The 15,838-nt window shown below is 71.3% G+C and carries 13 protein-coding genes; 3 read left to right on the forward strand and 10 right to left on the reverse strand.

Annotated features, from left to right (window positions below; genetic code table 11):
• The first annotated feature begins 149 nt into the window (after positions 1-149).
• The 3 genes from WDJ58_RS21890 to WDJ58_RS21900 all read left to right on the forward strand — a co-directional run bounded on the left by WDJ58_RS21890 (position 150) and on the right by WDJ58_RS21900 (position 3,314).
• On the forward strand, positions 150-845 hold the full coding sequence (locus WDJ58_RS21890) for an ABC transporter ATP-binding protein (protein ID WP_338917890.1): 696 nt from the start codon (positions 150-152) through the stop codon (positions 843-845).
• The gene (locus WDJ58_RS21895; RefSeq protein ID WP_338915436.1) at positions 842-2,071 is read left to right on the forward strand and encodes an ABC transporter permease; all 1,230 of its coding nucleotides are present in this window, start codon (positions 842-844) and stop codon (positions 2,069-2,071) included. The genes WDJ58_RS21890 and WDJ58_RS21895 overlap by 4 nt, the downstream gene beginning before the upstream one ends.
• Before the next feature lie 70 nt (positions 2,072-2,141).
• Positions 2,142-3,314, forward strand: a complete 1,173-nt coding sequence (locus WDJ58_RS21900) for an ABC transporter permease (RefSeq protein ID WP_338915437.1) — start codon at positions 2,142-2,144, stop codon at positions 3,312-3,314.
• 42 nt (positions 3,315-3,356) lie between these two features.
• Here WDJ58_RS21900 and WDJ58_RS21905 read toward each other — a convergent pair whose 3' ends face one another.
• From WDJ58_RS21905 to WDJ58_RS21950, 10 genes are all read right to left on the reverse strand, one after another.
• Positions 3,357-3,752 (reverse strand): hypothetical protein, encoded by a 396-nt coding sequence (locus tag WDJ58_RS21905; protein ID WP_338915438.1) that lies wholly within the window; start codon positions 3,750-3,752, stop codon positions 3,357-3,359.
• Between the two features lie 501 nt (positions 3,753-4,253).
• Entirely contained in the window at positions 4,254-5,501 is a 1,248-nt protein-coding gene (locus tag WDJ58_RS21910; protein ID WP_338915439.1) for an FAD-dependent oxidoreductase, read from the reverse strand.
• A gap of 102 nt (positions 5,502-5,603) precedes the next feature.
• Positions 5,604-6,290: a dolichyl-phosphate hexose transferase gene (locus WDJ58_RS21915; RefSeq protein ID WP_338917891.1), complete on the reverse strand. Its 687-nt coding sequence runs from the start codon at positions 6,288-6,290 to the stop codon at positions 5,604-5,606.
• A gap of 112 nt (positions 6,291-6,402) precedes the next feature.
• Positions 6,403-8,055, reverse strand: coding sequence for a GMC family oxidoreductase (locus WDJ58_RS21920; protein ID WP_338915440.1), 1,653 nt, complete (start codon positions 8,053-8,055; stop codon positions 6,403-6,405).
• Positions 8,052-8,603 carry a gluconate 2-dehydrogenase subunit 3 family protein gene (locus WDJ58_RS21925; protein ID WP_338915441.1) on the reverse strand — a complete coding sequence of 184 codons (552 nt, stop codon included), beginning with the start codon at positions 8,601-8,603 and terminating at the stop codon, positions 8,052-8,054. The genes WDJ58_RS21920 and WDJ58_RS21925 overlap by 4 nt, the downstream gene beginning before the upstream one ends.
• Positions 8,604-8,630: 27 nt before the next feature.
• Positions 8,631-10,646, reverse strand: coding sequence for an ArnT family glycosyltransferase (locus WDJ58_RS21930; RefSeq protein WP_338915442.1), 2,016 nt, complete (start codon positions 10,644-10,646; stop codon positions 8,631-8,633).
• A complete protein-coding gene (locus tag WDJ58_RS21935) occupies positions 10,646-11,776 on the reverse strand; it encodes an ABC transporter ATP-binding protein (protein ID WP_338915443.1) in 1,131 nt (376 codons plus the stop codon). The genes WDJ58_RS21930 and WDJ58_RS21935 overlap by 1 nt, the downstream gene beginning before the upstream one ends.
• Before the next feature lie 11 nt (positions 11,777-11,787).
• Positions 11,788-13,416, reverse strand: a complete 1,629-nt coding sequence (locus WDJ58_RS21940) for an ABC transporter permease (protein ID WP_380661477.1) — start codon at positions 13,414-13,416, stop codon at positions 11,788-11,790.
• A gap of 3 nt (positions 13,417-13,419) precedes the next feature.
• On the reverse strand, positions 13,420-14,619 hold the full coding sequence (locus WDJ58_RS21945; RefSeq protein WP_338915444.1) for an extracellular solute-binding protein: 1,200 nt from the start codon (positions 14,617-14,619) through the stop codon (positions 13,420-13,422).
• A gap of 45 nt (positions 14,620-14,664) precedes the next feature.
• Positions 14,665-15,831 (reverse strand): alpha-1 4-glucan-protein synthase, encoded by a 1,167-nt coding sequence (locus tag WDJ58_RS21950; RefSeq protein WP_338915445.1) that lies wholly within the window; start codon positions 15,829-15,831, stop codon positions 14,665-14,667.
• Positions 15,832-15,838 lie beyond the last annotated feature (7 nt).

Raw genomic sequence — 15,838 nt, forward strand, 5'->3', positions numbered from 1 at the left:
CACCGGCGGACCGCGCCGACGGCGACGACGAGCGACCCGGGGACGGGGAGCCCGCGTCGACAGCATCGGCCACATCGACTGCATCGACCGGACCGACCGCACCGAACGCGGCGAACGGGCCGAACGCGGCGAACCCGAGGGGAACGCCGATCGTCCGCGGCGAGAACGTCGTCAAGGAGTACCGGACCGGTGACCAGACCATCCGGGCGCTCAAGGGGATCGACTTCCGGATCGACCCGGGGGATTCGGTCGCCATCGTCGGCCCCTCCGGCAGCGGCAAATCGACGCTCCTGAACCTCCTCGGGTTACTCGACGTGCCCACCGAGGGGGAGGTCCGGCTCCGCGGCGAGGACGTGGCGACGCTCTCGGACGGCGAGCGCAACCGCGAGCGAAAGCGGACCATCGGGTTCGTCTTCCAGAGCTTCTACCTCATCCCGACGCTGACCGCACTGGAGAACGTCGAGATGCCGCGGATGCTCGACCGAACGCCCCGGAAGACCCGCGAACGGGCGACGGAGCTCCTCGAACGGGTCGGCCTGGGTGACCGCACTGACCACGCGCCCGACGAGCTCTCCGGTGGGCAGAAACAGCGGGTCGCCATCGCACGGTCACTCATCAACGACCCCGAGATCGTGCTCGCCGACGAGCCGACGGGGAACCTCGACCGGGACACCGGCGACCGCATCCTCGACCTGTTCGAGGAGCTCCGGACTGAGGAGGGGGTGGCGGTCGTCACGGTGACCCACGACGACTACGTCGCGGAGGCGGCCGACCGCGTGGTCGACCTCGTCGACGGCGAACTCCGCGGCGAGACGGCACGTGCCGACGGCGGGGGCGAACCGTGACCGACAGCGACGCGGCCGACGACGGCGACGACCCCGGGGAACCGGCGATGAGCGGCGTCAGACGGATCGCCGCCCACGCGCCGACGGTCCTCCTGGCGCGCCGGAACGTCTCGCGGGCGACCGCCCGCTCGGCGCTCGCCGTCGTCGCGGTCGTCATCGGCGTGGTGGCGATCGGGGCCATCGGGACGGGCGGGGAGGCGTTCAAGCAGGACCAGATGGAGGCCTACGAGGGGTTCGGCGGGACGGCGACGGTCAACCCCGTCGTCTACGTGGACGAGGAGAACCCGGACCGGAACTTCTCGGACGCGGAGGTCGCGCGGATGCGCCGGGCGACCGAGGGGGCGACGGTCATGCCCGTCGTCCGGCCGTTCGACTCGCTCGTCCGGACCCCCTCCGGCGAGGCCATCGTCACCGCACAGGTCAAGGGTATCGAGGACCCGGGAGCGTTCTACGGGACGGCCAACGGGACGATCCCGGGGAGCTGGCGGCAGGGGGTCGTCGTCGGCTCGCGGATCGCCGGCGAGAACGACATCGACCCCGGCGACCAGGTGACGGTCCTCGTCGAGGACCGGTTCGAGCGGACGTTCCGAGTGACCGCCGTGCTCGAACCCCAGGGGTTCGTCGACCCGCTCTCGGCCGACCAGTCGGTGTTCGTCCCGCTCGGACAGTTCGAGGACGCCGAGTACGGCGAGGTGATCGTGCAGGTCGACCCCACCACGGGCTCGATCGACGAGGCCGAGCGGGCCATCGAGTCGGAGTTCAACGGCCGTAGACGGAACGTCCACGTCTCCCAGGTCCAGCAGCAGCGCGAGCAGTTCGAGCAGTCGTTCGAGACGATCAACCGGTTCCTCATCGGCGTGGGGGCGATCTCGCTGCTGGTCGCGGCGGTCACCATCGCCAACACGCTGCTCATGTCCGTCATCGAGCGCGAGGGCGAGATCGGCGTGATGCGAGCGGTGGGCTACCCGAGGGGAGCCGTGGTCCGCCTGCTCGTGGCCGAGGCGACGATGCTCGGCATCCTCGGCGGCGCGGTCGGCGTGCCGATCGCCCTCGGCATCGGCGCGGCCATCAACGCGTTCCTGGTCGGCGACCCGCTGGCGTTCACGCCGGCCGGGCTCCGGTACGTCGGGCTCGGGCTCGGATTTGGGGTGCTCACGGCGCTGGTCGCCGGGGTCTACCCCGCCTGGAAGGCCGCGAACAAGCGACCCGCGGAGGCGTTCGACTGATGAGTCTACGAACCGCTCGGACGGACGGGAGATCGGACGTTCGACCGATCGACCCGCGGGGTGAGCGACGGTGAACCGGCTCTATCTGCTGGCGGGTCGGTTCCCGTCGGTCGTCATCGCGTGGCGGAACGTCTCGCGGGCGAAGGCCCGCTCGGCGCTGGCGGCCGCGGCCATCGTCATCGGCGTGGTGGCGATCGGAGCCATCGGGGCCGGCGGCGCGGCGTTCAAGCAGAGTCAGTTCCAGACGATCCAGGAGCAGGGCGCGACGGACGTGTTCGTCCTCCCCGGGGTCGACAGCGAGGAGGACTACTTCGACCGCGAGGATCTGCTGGCGATCGAGGAGACCGTCGGTCCGGCGGGGGTCGTCGCCACGCGGGGCGGGGAGGCGGAGTGGGTGCGACGGGCGGGACGGCGGGAGTCGCTCTCGATCACGTACATGAACGACCCGCGGTCGATGTACGAGGTCGGAGCCGGCGGGATCCCCGAGAACTGGCGGCGGAGCGTCGTCGTCTCGTACGGCTTCGCCGAGGAGTACGGGATCACCCCGGGCGACCGGCTCAGGCTCGTCCGGGAACGGGAGAGCGGGACGGGGACGGTCGAGACCGAGTCGGTCCACCGCGTCGTCGCCGTGCTGGCCGAAACCCAGGGGTTCAGTTCGAGCGAGGTCTACCTCCCGGTCGAGCAGGCGTCGGCCCGCCGGTACGACCAGGTCCGGGTGACGACCCGGTCGGTCGACCGGGCGGAGTCGACCGCCGACGCGCTCCGCGAGCGGTTCAACGACCGCAAGGACCGGCTGCTGGTGTTCGAACTCACTTCGCTCGTCCGCCTGCTCAAGACCATCGTGAACGGGATCAACGCCTTCCTCACCGGCCTGGGTTCGATCTCGCTGCTGGTCGCCGGCGTCTCGATCACGAACACGATGCTGATGGCGGTGATCAAGCGCCGCGAGGAGATCGGCGTCCTCCGGGCGGTGGGCTACCGGAAGGCCGACATCGTGCGGATACTGCTGGTCGAGGCGATGGTCCTCGGGTCGATCGGCGTCGTCGTCGGGATGGCGATCGCGCTCGTGGTCGCGATGGCGGCGAACGCGGTGTTCCTCGGCGACCCGCTGGCGTTCACCGGCGACGCGCTGTTCTACCTGATCGGCGCGGCGGCGTTCGGCGTCCTGACGAGCCTGCTGGCCGGGGCCTATCCGGCCTGGCGGGCGGCCAACGAGCGGCCCGTGGAGGCGCTGCGCGGGTGACGTGACGGCCGGTCGATCCAGCCGTTCCCGTCCCTCGCTCGCTCAGTCCCCGTCCGCAAGCCGGTAGTACGTCGTCGTCCCGTCGCCGGTCTCGACCTCGCGGGACTCGACGGTCCCCTCCTCGACCAGCGCCGCCAGCGCCTCGTCCACGTCGTCGACGACGATGGCACTCGCGGTGATCGTCCCGCTGATATCGACCAGGCCGTCGGCGGCGGCCCCGATCCCGGAGAGCAGGCCCCGACGCCCGCCCTCCGATTCGAGCATCGGGCTGAAGTCCACGCCCAGCACGATCTCCCGCTCCGTGAACGCCCGGTCCCGCCGCTCGCTCAGGAACGACGTGATGAGGCGTTTCTCCTCCTCGATGGGGTCCTCCTCGCTCCCGGAGTCGTCCCCGTCGTCGACCGTCCCGGAGTCGAACTCGTCGGTGCTGATCGGCACGCCCGCGAGTCGGACCCCGGGGCCCAAAGACGTGCTGGTCGTCGCTCGATTCGGTCGTTCGACCGGACCGGAACCGGGGCCTGAGGTCTCCCGATCCGGACCGGAATCCGTACCGTGGTACGGTGCCGTCCATCGGCGGGACACGTAGCACGGACCGGAACAGGCTCGAGGTGCTCACCGAGTCCCCCGGTCAATGGGAGACCGTACGATCGACCGGTCGGCCACGGAGGCACAAGACTCAGGCCGTTTCGCCGTGGATCGCCCACCATGGACGGACCGAGCTCCGAGACCGGGCAGGACGGGGACGAGGAGGAGGCGGACGAGCGAATAAACCGACGGCTCGACCGCGTTCTGAACTTCCTGGCGACGTACCTCCCCTGATCCCGTCGTCCGAGTACGTCGTCTCATCGACCCGGCGACGGGGAAGTGACCACGCGGGGAACCCCCGGTAGCGCGCCGGTCCCAGCCTCCCGTCCGCCCTTCCGGGCGACGCCCGGTAGCTCACCCCCCGGCGTCCCGGGAATCGGGCGAGGCGACCACGTCGGCGTCGGCCATCCCCCGGCCGTCGAACTCGGCGACGAACCCGTCGAGCCGGCTCGCACTCTGCGCGCCAGGGAGCCGGCGGTCGGCGGTCCGGCACTCGCCGTCGACGCCCAGGCGGTCACAGACGAGGTCGGCGGTCGACTCGGCCATCCGCCGGTAGGTGGTCAGCTTCCCGCCGACGACGCTCACGAGGTTTCCGACGCCCGCCTCGGCGTGGTCGAGTCTGAAGAACCCCCGCGAGATGCCGCGGCCGCCGCGCTCGTCCTCGTCGGGGGCGTACAGCGGACGCACGCCCCACCACGTCCGGCTCTCGGGTGCGTCGGCGACGGGCGGGAGCATGGCCGCACACTCCGCGAACGTCTCGGCGACCTCCCACTCCTCGGTGGGGTAGTCGTCGGGGTCCTCGACCGGGACGCTGGTCGTCCCGAGGACGACCTCCGAGTCGTGCGGGACGACGATGTCGCCGTCGTCGGGTGCGCGACACCGGTTCAGCACGGGGCCGAGGCCGTCGTACTCGACGGAGACCATCACCCCCCGCGTGGGACGCATCTCGACGTCGACGCCGGCCATCGCACCCACCCGTTCGGCCCACGCGCCGGCCGCGTTGACGACGTAGTCGGGGTCGATCCGGGCGTCGACGGCCCCGCCGACCTCGACGCCGGCGACGCGACCGTCCGAGACGGTCATCCCCTCGACCGGGGCGTGGGGGTGGACGTCAGCGCCGTGTTCGCGGGCGTCGGCCGCGTTGGCGGCGACCAGCCGCGAGGGGTAGACCACGGCGTCGGGCACGGCCATCGCACGCTCGACGCCGGCCGAGAGGTCCGGCACGCGCTCCCTGGCCTCGTCCCCGTCGAGGACCGTGGTCGGGATACCGGCCGCCTCGCAGGCGTCGCGCTTGGCCTCGAAGTAGTCGGGGTCATCCCCTTCTAGCTGGACGAACAGCCCGCCCGTGTCACGGACGCACTCCCCCGCGATATCCCGGAGGACGCGGTTCTCCTCGATGCACTCCTCCGCGCCGATCGGGTCGGACTCGACGTAGCGCGCCCCGCTGTGGAGCAGGCCGTGCGAGCGACCGGACGTCCCGCTCGCGAGACCGTCCCGGTCGACGAGCGTGACGTCCACGCCGCGGAGCGCGAGGTCGCGGGCGACGCCGGCCCCCGTCGCGCCGCCGCCGATCACGAGGACTGTCCTCGAGGTCGAGCGCATGCCCGTGCTTCGGTCGGGGACGGAAAACACCTGCCGGTAGCGGTATTCGAGGTGGTCAGCGTCACGGGCGTCACGGGCCCGACCAGCCGGCTACGGGCTCGGCTACCGCTGCAGGTGCTCTTCCAGACACACCTCGACGATCGATCCGGCGATGGCCGCGCCGCCGGCGAGCGGATCGAGCTTCGACTCCCCCGCGCGCTCGCGGTAGTCGATGGGCATCTCGCGGACCCGATACCCCCGCAGGAGCGGCCGGAGGAGGAGTTCCGCCGAGAGGCCGGTGTTCTCCGTCCACCGGATCGAGTCGATCACCTCGCGTCGGTACGCCCGCATCCCGGTCGTGGTGTCGTGGACGCGCTCGCCCACGAGCGCGCTGGCGAGGAGCGCGAACGCGGCGTTCCCGTACCGGTTCAGGGCCGGCATCGCGTCGGCCCCGTGGTAGAGCCGGTCGCCGCTCACGACGTCGTAGCCCTCGTTGATCGCGTCGAGGAACGCCGGAAGGTACTCCATCGGGTAGGTGTCGTCGCAGTCGGTCGTGACGACCACCGGGCGGTCGGCGGCGAGCAGCCCCTCGCGGACGGCGACGCCGTACCCCTGGGGCTCCTGTTCGATCACCGTCGCGCCGTGTTCCCGGGCGATCTCCGGCGTCCGGTCGGAGGAGCCGTCCACACAGACGACCTCGGCCGCCCCATCGGTCACCTCCCGGATGTCGGTCAGCACGGTGCCGATGGCCGCCGCCTCGTTGTACGTCCCCATCACGACGGTGACGTCCGAGAACGTGTACTCGTCGATGCGTTCCGCGCGCTCGGTCCGGGAGCTCATTACCCGAAGGCGTACCTCGTCCCGCTTTAATTTTTAGATCGGCCTAAATCGTCGGGGGAGGAGACCGCGGCAACCGGGGGTGTCACAGGGTCCCGTCGACGTAGTCCGCCGTCCTGAGCGCGAGGGCCGCGAGCGTGAGCGTGGGATTCATCGCGCCGCTCGTGACGAACACGCTGCTCCCCGCGACCCAGAGGTTGTCGAGGTCGTGCGTCCGTGTCCGGGGCGTCACGACGCTCGTCTCGGGGTCGCGTCCCATCCGCGTCGTCCCCATGTGGTGGAACGCTGGACCGGTCGCCTCGGGGCCGACCTGCCAGGTGATCTCGGCACCGAGATCCGAGAGTATCGCCGCCTGGATCTCGTTCGCACGCCGGATCGTCCGCCGGGTCACCCCGTCGACCTGCCAGTGAACCCGGGGAACGGGATTCCCGTGATCGTCCGTCCGGGATGGGTCGAGGTCGACGAAGTTCCCCTTTCGAGGACGCTGGCCGACGAGCCCACCCATCGCGATGCTGTTCCCGTAGGCCTCCCGCAGCGACCCGAGGAGGTCGTCGCCCCAGAACTCGCTCTCGAGCGCCATTTCGACGGGGGACGGCCCGGCGTAGTTGAGGAACTCGAGTTTGAGCGGCGCGAACGCCGACCGGTCGGCGTCCGCCGGCGGAATTCCTCCCTCGGTACCCTCGGTGCCTTCGGTCGGATCGTCGTAGAACTGGTGGCTCTCGCTCGTGATGAACCCGACGTGGTTCTGTCGGGTCCGCTCCGCGAGGAGACCCCCCGTACCCACGAACAGGTGGTCCATGAAGTACCGGCCGACGAGGCCGCTGGAGTTGGCGAGGCCGTCCGGATACGCCTCGGAGCGGGAGAGCAGGAGCAGTCGCGGGGTCTCGACGCCGCCGCACGCGAGGACGAACTGCCTCGCCTCCTGTCGGTGCGTCTCGCCGTCGGGCGTGGCGTAGACGGCTGCCTCGACGGTCTCGCCCGAGCGATCGTGTTCGAGCCGCTGGACCGGAACGCGGTCGAGCACCCGCGCGCCCGCCGCCCGTGCGTCCTCGATAGTGCGGGTCGCGTCGTACTTCGCGCCCGACGGACAGACCGGCTTGCACGTCCCGTAGCCCACGCACGGCGAGTCCCCGTCGTAGGACTCCGCGTTGCGCGCGTTCGGCACCGAGTGCATCGTGATCCCCAGTCGCTCGCACGCCTCCGCGAACAGGGAGTCGCTGTACGACGGCTCGAACGCGGGCATCGGGTACGGTTCCTCCCGCGGCGGCGCGAAGGGGTTGTCCGACGCGCCGGCGACGCCCAGCGCCGTCTCCGCACGGGTGTAGTAGGGCCGGAGGTCGTCGTAGTCGATCGGCCAGTCGGCGGCGACGCCGTACCGCGAGCGCGTCTCGAAGTCCGACTCGTGGAGGCGCATCACCATCCCCTGCCAGTGGAGCGTCGACCCGCCGACACCCTTGACTCGCGCGCGGTTGAGCGGGTAGAACCGCTCGCCGGTCGAGGCGTAGGCGTCGCGATCCCCGCCCATCTCCCAGACCGAGAGCGGGTCGTGGGCCGGGCGGATCGAGCGCTCCATCCGTTCGAGGCGATCCTCGAAGTCGAACCGCGCGCCGGCTTCCAGCACGACGACCTCGTGTCCGCGCTCGGCGAGCGTGTGCGCGACCAGCGCCCCCGCCGGCCCGGCCCCGATCACGCAGACGTCGACCCGCTCCCCGGGGGTCCGATCCCGGCCGTCGCTCACGGTCGCGGGCCCTGCGTGTAGCTCCCCAGTCCCCCGGGGTGTCCCTGCGGGTTCTCGATACCGACCAGCTCGCCGCCGGTCGGCGAGGCGTACAGCGCGAACAGCAGCTCGTTGACGACGTAGTACCGGACGCGCTCGACGTCCGAGCCCTCCGGGTCCGGGTCGGCGACGTCGGCGTCCATCCGGTCGAACAGCTCCGTTCGCTCCGCCGGGTCGAGCGCGGCGAACCGCTCGCCGTACCAGGCGTCGGCGTACGCGTCGAGGTACGCCACCGCCTCGGAGACGCCGTCCGCGTGTTCCGGACGGGCCTCCGCGCGCCCCCGGACGTACCGGGTGACGAACGCTTCGATACCCTCGACCGCCGTCGGGTAGAGGACATCGGCGGCGGCGACCAGCGTCTCGACGTCGCCCTCGGAGACGGGTCCGTCGCTGGCCCCGTCGCTCGGCGAGTCGCCCCCCTCGTCGTCGAGCAGGAACGCCGCCCCGCCGCCCGCGGTGACGCCGACGGCCGCCAGCGCCGCGAGCGCGTCACGTCTGGTCAGCCTCATCGGGACGCGAGTTAGGTCGGCCTAAACTTATGGGTTCGGTTCGGCCGCGCTCACGTTCGACCGGACGGACACCCCCTCGGGAGCCGACCCGGGGACGTACGCCGCCGCCCCGCCGCAGGCGCGGGCGTTCCGACAGTACTCGATCCGCGGGGAGAGCGCGCGGACCCGCCCGTCCGTGACTTCGACGGGGAGGTCGAATCGGTAGGCGAAGCCGCCGCCGGGGCCGTAGTCGACGAACAGGGTGAGCCGAACGTCGTCCCGACCGTCGACCGTCGGCGTCCCGTTCTCCACCGGTCGGACGTCACCACCGACGCGAACCTCCTCGCCCGAGACCGTGAGGTCGACGTCGAGGCTCTCGGAGACGTTCGGAGCAATGTAGTAGGCGACCCCGTCGTCGGTCGCGACCCGGACCGTGACGCCGACCGCCCCGTCGGGGACGCCGACGGTGGCGTCGAGGCGGACGCCGGAACCGGAGACCTCGCGTACACGCTGGAGGCGAGCCGCCTCGGGCGAGCCCGCGTGGGGAGCCCACGCCCCGCGGTAGGTGTACCGGTAGAGCCGCCGGTCGGGGAACGCCTCGGCGACCTCGAAGGGGCGGTCGTCGATCGCGTAGACGGCTCGCCCGTCGAACCCCGGATCGTTCCGGAGGGGCTGGAACGGGTGGTTGAGCCAGTCGCCGTACGGATCCGGGAGCAGGACGAGCGAGTTCTCCGGCGGACCCCCCTCGAAGGGCTCGTAGGCGTCCTCGTACGTCTCGGTCACCTCCACGTTCCGCTCGACCCGCTCGTCGATCTCAACTACTGTGACCGCGCCGACCGCGCCCGCGCCGACGATCAGCGCGAGGACGAGGACACCCCGGGCGAGCCGCGGATCGAGACGGGCGTCGAGCGTGCGGTAGAGGAGGCGGCCGAGCCACATCGTGCCCGCCGCCGCGAACGCCGCCGTCGGGAGGAGCAGGTCGAAGTGGTAGTAGGGCCCGAGCGCCGAGACGAGGCCGTCGCCGGCCCGGTCGAGGTCGCCGAGGACGTTGTAGTTCCCCCAGAAGTAGACGTTGCCGACGGCGACCGAGACGAACAGCCCGGCGAGGACCGCCTGGCGGGAGGAGGGACGGCGTCGAGCGACGCCCACGAGGCCGACGACCGCGAGAGCGGCCCCCAGGGCCCCGCCGGCGATCCACTCGGTGAAGAACAGCCGGACGACCTCGACGTTCGCGCGCAGCGCCAGCGCCGGCGTGTAGTCGACGTCGTGGGCGAGGATCTCCCGGCGGCCGAAGCCGAGCCCGTCGAGCGGGGCGAACGCCTGATAGGGGAAGAGCCACGGCGACCCGGTCACGACGGCGTTGTAGGCGAGCGTGAGGCCGACGCCGAGCAGGCCGAGTACCGCGGTGAGCGCCTGTCGTTCGAGCGCCGCGCGTCCACCCCCGCGTAGCGCCCAGAGCGCGTGGGCGACGAACGGCGCGGCGAAGAGAACGGCCGTGTAGGGCCGGGCGAAGAAGGCGAGCCCCGCCGCGAGTCCGGCGACGGCCGCCCATCGACGGTCGCCGGTCCGGTCGGCGCGGAGGTAGCCGTACGCGAACAGGAGGTTCAGGAGCGCCGTCGGCGCGTAGGGAAGGAACACGGCCGAGTCGAGGAGGAACAGCGGCGAGGCGAGGACGAACACGCCCGCCAGCAGTCCGGTTCGGGCGTCGAAGACCTCGCGGCCGACCCCGACGACGAGCGCGAGGTTCGCCGCCGCGATCCCCGCGAGCGCCAGCCGGTACCCCCCGAGGAGTCGGCCGACGGCGAACATCGCGGCGGGGACCGGCGCGTACTTCGGGTAGAGCCGGCCGCCGTCCTCGACGAAGAACCACGGCCGGAGCGCGCCCTCGACGGGCGGGTAGAGGTTCAGCTGCCCGTCGAGGAGCATCGCGGCCTGCTGGAGGTAGACCCCCTCGTCGTGGTTCAGCGAGTAGTTGGGGAACACCTGCGTCGAGACGGTCCACACCACCACTGCGCCACAGAGCGCCAGCGCGGCCGTCGCGAGCCGGGCCGGACGGTCCCGCATCACTCGACCGGGAACCACGCCAGCGGGTGGTCGGCGGTGAGCGTCAGCTTCACCGGCTCGTCGAGGCGGAACCGGTCGTCGTGGTTGTGCTCGCAGCCGACCACGTCGCCGGAGGACAGTTCGACCCGGTAGACGAACGACGGGCCGGTGTACTGCCGGGAGACGATCCGGCCGTCGGCCTCCTCGGCGTCCGCGGGCACCGCACGGAGGTCGTCCGGCCGGACGAGGACGTCCACCGCCGCGCCGTCGTACGCCGACCCGCCGCCGGCGAGCAGGGCGGCGTCGAACGGTCCGAGCGGGGTCTCGAGGCGGTCGCCGTCGACCCGCGCGGAGAGGAAGCCGGCCTCGCCGAGGAACTCCGCGACGAACCGCGACTCGGGGTTCTGGAACACGCTCTCCGGGCGACCGACCTGCTCGACCCGACCGTCGTGGATGACGGCCACCCGGTCGCTGATCGAGAGGGCCTCCTCCTGGTCGTGCGTGACCGAGAGCGCGGTCACCCCCGCCTCCTTGAGGATCCGGCGGACCTCCTCGCGCATCTCCTTGCGGAGGCCGACGTCGAGGTTCGAGAACGGCTCGTCGAGGAGCAGCACGTCGGGCTCGGGCGCGAGCGAGCGGGCGAGCGCGACCCGCTGGCGCTGGCCGCCCGAGAGCGTGTCCGGCGAGTGATCGCGGTAGCCCGACAGGTTCACGAGGTCGAGCAGTTCCTCGACGCGCCGGTCGACCGCCTCGTCCGACCGATCCCGGATACCGTACGCGACGTTCTCGCCCACCGAGAGGTGCGGGAACAGCGCGAAGTCCTGGAAGATGAGCCCGATGTCCCGGGCGTCGGGCCGGACGAACTCGCCGCCGCCGGCGACGACGTCGCCGCGGACGCGGATCGTCCCGGCGTCGGGCCGTTCGAGCCCCGCGATCATGCGTAGCGTCGTCGTCTTCCCGCAGCCCGACGGCCCGAGGAGGGTGAGGAGTTCGCCCTCGTGGACCGAAAGCGAGAGGCCGTCGACCGCCGGCTCGGCCCCGTACGTACGCGCCACGCCGTCGATGTCGAGGACCGGGGCGCCGGTCGTCTCCGAGGGGTCGCTCGGCTCCTCGTCGGGCTTCGGTCGCTGTCGTGAAGTCGTGTCTACCATGGTATCGTGAGTTACGTTTCGGTGTCGCGGTCGCCCTCCTGTGCCAGGATGACCGCCATCGAGAGGCCGGAGACGAGCACCAGGACGAGCGCCGGGACCGCCGCCTTCCCGTACAGCCCGGCCTCCTGGACGCGCCAGATGTACGTGACGAGCGTGTCGAACCGGAGCGGGCGGAGCAGGAGCGTCGCCGGGAGCTCCTTCATCGTCGTGAGGAAGACGAGCGCCACCCCGGTCGCGATACCCGGGGCGATCAGCGGGAGCGTCACCGACCGGAAGGCGCTCAGCCGCGACCGGCCGAGGGTGCGCGAGGCCTCGACCAGCCCGCGGTCGACCTGTAGCGTCGAGGTCCTGACCGAGCCGATCGCCTGGGGGACGAACCGGACGACGTAGGCGAACACGAGCAGCGGGATCGTCTTGTACAGCGCCGGGAGGACGTCGAGGCTGAAGCTCACGAGCGCGATGGCGAGGACGATCCCCGGGGTCGCGTAGCCCACGTAGGGCGCCCGGTCGGCGAACGCCGCCAGCCGGGAGTCCGAGGCCGCAGCGCGAAGCGCGATGGGGAGCGCGACCAGCAGCGCGCCGCCGGCCGCGAGCAGCGAGACGTAGACCGAGTTCCACCCGTAGGACCAGGAGAACGTCATCGAGCCGGCGGCGTAACCGGGGCCGGTGCGTACGAGCCACATGCCGAAGATCGCGACCGGGAGCAGGATGGCGACCAGCCCGACCCCCGCCGGGAGGAGCGTCGCGGGGTACCGGAGGCGACCGAGGTCGAGGGCGGCCGCCCCCCGGTTCCCGCGGCTGGCGTACGCCCCCGAGTCGTCGGCGCCGATCCGGGACTCGATGGCGAGGATCACCGCCGTCACCGCGAGGAGCTGGAGCGAGAGCAGCGCCGCGTAGTCGCGCATGAACGCGTTGTACCTGGCGTAGATGAACTGCGTGAACACCTCGACCTGCATGATGTTGGGGGTCCCGAAGTCCGAGAGGGTGTAGAGCGCGACGAGCAGTGCGCCGGCCGTGATCCCCGGCGTGATCTGCGGCAGCGTGACCCGCCGGAACGCCTCCCACCGTCCGGAGTTGAGCGTCCGGGCCGCCTCGACGAGCGAGGCGTCGAGCGACAGCAGCGACGCCCGCGTCGTCAGGAAGACGTACGGGTAGGTGTAGAGCGTGAGGACGACCGCGGCACCGACGAACCCGTACACGGTGGGGAGCCGCTCGACGCCGAGCGGGGCGAGGGCGTCGGCGAGCGCCCCCCGGGGGCCGAACGCCGAGACGGCGGCGAACGCGCCGAGGTAGCTCGGGACCGCCAGCGGGAGCGCGGCGACGACGGTCCAGAACCGCCGGAACGGGAGGTCCGCCTGGACGGTGAGGACGGCGAGCGGGACCCCGACCGCGACGCTCGCCCCCGTGACGACGGCCACGAGGGCGACGCTCCGCACGAGGACCACCAGCGTCGTCGGCGCGAGCGTGAGTTCGATCGCCCGCGGCCCGAGCGCGAACACGTCGACGACGAGCCACCCGAGCGGGAGGACGAGCGCGGCGGCGACGGCCGCCGAGAGCAGCGTCAGGCCGGTGCCCGCCGCCGTGGACTCGTCTCCGGAGACCCGATCACCGAACGACGCGATCCACTCTCGGGCGCTCACTGGTCACCCCAGCACGCCGGCCTCGCGCATGAGTTCGAGCGTCGGCTCCAGGTCCGAGAGCTCCGAGAGGTCGACGTCCGGGGGGTCGAGCTGGTCGATCGTCGGGAGGCCGCCCGGCGGGGCGACGTCCGGGATCATCGGGTAGGCGAAGCTGACGGTCGCGAAGAACTCCTGGGCCTCGGCCGAGAGCAGGTGGCGGACGAAGTTGTTCACCAGATCCTCCCGCTCGGTCCCCTGGAGCCGGAGGACGCCGGCGACGTTGACGAGCGCCCCTGCGTCGTTCTCGGTGAACGCGAGGTCGAGCGGCGCGTCCGGTCGGCTGTTGCGCACGCGGAGGGCGTAGTAGTGGTTGGCGAAGCCCGCGTTCAGCGCGCCGTCGGCGACCTGGTTGGAGACGACGAACTCGTTGGGGAATCGCTCCGTGCCGGCCTCCCGAAGCGAGACGAGCCACTCCCGGGCCGCGTCGGGGCCCTCCAGGAGCCGCATGGCGGTCACGAACGACTTGAACGCGCCGTAGGTCGGGGCCCACCCCATCGTCCCGCGCAGCGCCTCGGTCTCGGGGATCTCCTGGACGCTGTTCGGGATGTCGTCCTCGCTCAGCGTCCCGGTGTTGTACGGGATGCTCCGCGCCCGGCCCGCGACGCCGACCCAGGCGTTTTCGGCCCCCCGGAAGTCGGCGGGGACGGGCTCGACGACCTCGTCCGGGAGCGGCTCGTAGGCGTCGTTGTCGGCGACGAACCCGAGCGAACTCGCGTCGATCGACCAGAAGACGTCGGCCTGCGGCGACCCCGCCTCGACCTCCTCGACGATCGTCTGGGCGAGCGACGAGGAGGAGGCGCTGCTCGCGAACACCTGGAACTCCGGGTAGATCTCCTGGAGCATCTCGACGAACTGGAAGTAGATCCCGCCCTCCCCGCCGCCGATGTAGAGGTTCAGCGACCCCGAGAGGTCGGGGAGGTCCTCGATGGAGGTCCCGCCCGGCTCGGGTCGTCCCTCGACGAGCGCCCCGGACCCCCGGAAGGAGGTCAGCGAGGGGATCTCCACGTTCCCCGAAGATCCGGACCCGGAGCCGGAACCGGGACCGTCGTCGGGACCGCCTCCCAGGACGTCCTGAAGGTCCGAACAGCCCGCCAGGCCGGCCGTCGCGCCGGCGGCGACCGCTCCCAGCACTCGACGTCGGCTGGAGCGTGTATGTCGTCTCATGTTATTTTAGGCCCCCCGAAAAAGTAAATCGCTTGCGGTTCGGCTTCAGTCGTCATCGGCTACGGGTCGGGTCGGGGCCGTGCGCGTCTCGATGGCGTCCAGGCAGTCGAGCCAGTCGCGCATGTACTCGCCGCAGTGGGTCAGGAACTCGCCGTTGTTCCAGTCGCTCCAGTCGCCGGCCACCAGCTCGTCGGCGATCGCCCGGAGGACGCCGGCGTACGACTCCGCGTCCCCTCCCGCGTCGTCGACGACCTCCCAGAGGTGCTCGTTGAGTTCGAGCCCGGCGACCTCGTTCTGGAGGTCGTCGAACGTCGAGCGAGGGGCCTTGTTGTGCTCACAGAGCGGCGCGCCGTTGTAGATCCGCCTGTCGAGCACGTCACAGGCCCGCTTCAGGAACACCCCCGACCAGATGTCGTCGAACCGACCGACGTCCCAGCGGTTCTCGTCCATCGGCAACTGGTAGAACGCCGGCACGACCTCCCGCTCGAACGCGAGGTTCATCGAGCAGACGGTGAGGTAGTTTCCCTCGCCGGCGACGAAATCCGCGCCGAAGTCCTCCCGAGCTGTCCGCGTCTGTGCCTGGCCCCGGAGGTCGCCGTCCATGAGGATGCGGACGGCGTCGAGGTCCGGGACGTTCGTCCAGAGCCCCTGCGAGGCGACCACGCCGTCGACGTGCTCGGTCCCGACCCGGACCTCCTCGTCCATCGCGGAGTAGGGATAGCCGCGCGGGTAGAGGTCGTTCTCGCCCTGGTAGAGGACGTTCACCCACTGCTCGTCGGACTCGACCGCCGTCAGGCGTCCCTCGTAGTCGAGGTTGGCGAGGTGGGTTCCGAAGAAATCGTCCTCGGGGTGCGGGCGGGTGTCGTCGTCGATGAAGACCCCGTAGTCGAAGGTCTCGTCCGCCCAGAGGTAGAGCAGGCCGAAGGAGGTCTGGGCGTGGCTGGCCTCGGGGATCAGGTGGGCGTACTCCGAGAGCCCGCGCTCCTCGAACCATCGGTCGCGGGCACTCGCGTCGAAGACCGCGCCGGAGACGCCCGCCTCGTCGAGCATCGAGCGCATCCCCGCGACGTCACAGAAGTCCTCGGTGACGAGGACGACGAACAGCCGGTCGAGGTCGAAGCCGTGGTCGCGGGCGTTCTCGAAGTACGCCCGCATACACTCGTGGTCCCTGATCGTCGGGACCACCACACAGATATCTGACTCGCGTGGCATTCGTACT

The organism is Salinirubellus litoreus, from assembly GCF_037335815.1.
GTDB lineage: Archaea > Halobacteriota > Halobacteria > Halobacteriales > Haloarculaceae > Salinirubellus > Salinirubellus litoreus.